The organism is Allobosea sp. P4_C6 (genome assembly GCF_056402015.1).
In genome coordinates this window covers 1-1441 of the sequence record NZ_JBFUIF010000240.1, presented here as the reverse complement: position 1 = coordinate 1441, position 1441 = coordinate 1, and the positions used below count along the sequence as shown (strand labels likewise).

Annotated in this window: 1 protein-coding gene; it reads right to left on the bottom strand. The window is 59.3% G+C overall.

Annotated features, from left to right (window positions below; genetic code table 11):
* A partial coding sequence (locus AC1DVA_RS28310; protein ID WP_265055270.1) for an MFS transporter occupies window positions 1–1212 on the bottom strand: 1212 nt, incomplete at its 3' end.
* Window positions 1213–1441: the final 229 nt, after the last annotated feature.

Here is a 1441-nt window from a genome sequence, read left to right as displayed (position 1 = left end):
GGGGTCGGTCATGCGCTCTCCGACAGGTGCTCGCGGAACTATTTCGGGCATGGCAACCAACATCAGGAGGAATGCGGCTGACGCGATGCCAGAGAGAACAGCAAAGGCGACGCTGTATCCGGCCCAAACCACGATAGATCCCGCTAAAGCATAACTCGACGCGCCGCCGATGCCTTGGATTGTGCCGATAAGTCCACGCGCCATATTATAGCGACCACTGCCTCGGACTGCACCGTAGAGAACAAGCGGCAGCAAAACGTCGAATAGCCCCGATCCAATCCCGTCGAGGATCTGGAAGCCGATCACCCAGTAGGGATCAGCGACAAAAGCAAACAAGATGCCGCGCAGCGGTACGGCGGCAAACGCGAGAAGAAGGAGCACCTTCCTGCCGACCGGATTGGACCGCATCACAAGGTAGGCCATCGGAATCGTCGTGAGTTGTGCCACCACGATCGCAGCTGAGGTCACTGCAGACTCGAAACCCTTGGCCTCCAGTGCGAGCTTCTGGCTTGCCAGAGCCAACATCGGCGCATTGGCGAAATGGAAGAGCGCCGTGCCGAGCGCGAGCAGCACAAAAGGCCGTTCGGTGAACAAATGCCGCCAGGCATAGGGTCGCGCTCGGCCGTCGTCGGTTTCGTCCAGGCCGCGAGCGAGTGCATGATCGATGCCGTGAGAGGGTATCGAAAGGACCGCGATCGTTGTCAGCATCGCGAACAGCGGAAGCATATAGAACACGCCGCGCTGACCGAAATAGGTGCCTACAATTCCGGCCGTCGCCGCGATGAAAAGATTGCCGAAACGGTCGAACGCAGCATTGCGCCCAAGCTGCGCAGCAATTTCCCGTGCCCCGAAGATGCCGAGCGTTATCGCTACGACCGTCGGTCCGAACACACCGCCCAGTAAAGCCATGCTGATATCGGCAACGAAGACCACCGCCAGGGTCGGGAAAGTCGCGATCGCCACTCCCATTAGCGCTAGCGCCCACGCACCCCCAACGATCAGGGCTCGTTTCGCTCGGGTGGCGTCAATGAACGCACCCAGGGGGGGATGAAATGCGATGCCAATCAGGCCGCTGGCCGTCAGCAGAGCACCGATCGTCCCTTGGTCCCAGCCAGCATCCGTCAACAGGAAGACATTTACATACGGCCCGAGCCCTCCTCTCAGGTCGGCCAGTAAGAAGTTTACCCAGTCCAGGCTCAGACGATAGGGCATCCGCTCCTCACGAGTCCGACATCAAATGTCGGGTTTATGAACCCACTCTTGGCGTGCTTGGTCGTGTCAGCATCCGAAGTTCTTGAGTGGTCACCGACAATCCCAAGATATGTTCGCACCTGCACGGGAGTACTTAATCGAAAGCTGCGGCTGGTGAATCCGCATCGGACCGGAGCCGCAGGGTTTTCGCATTCGCCAAGCTGGGCTCCGATATCACGCAATGCTCGCT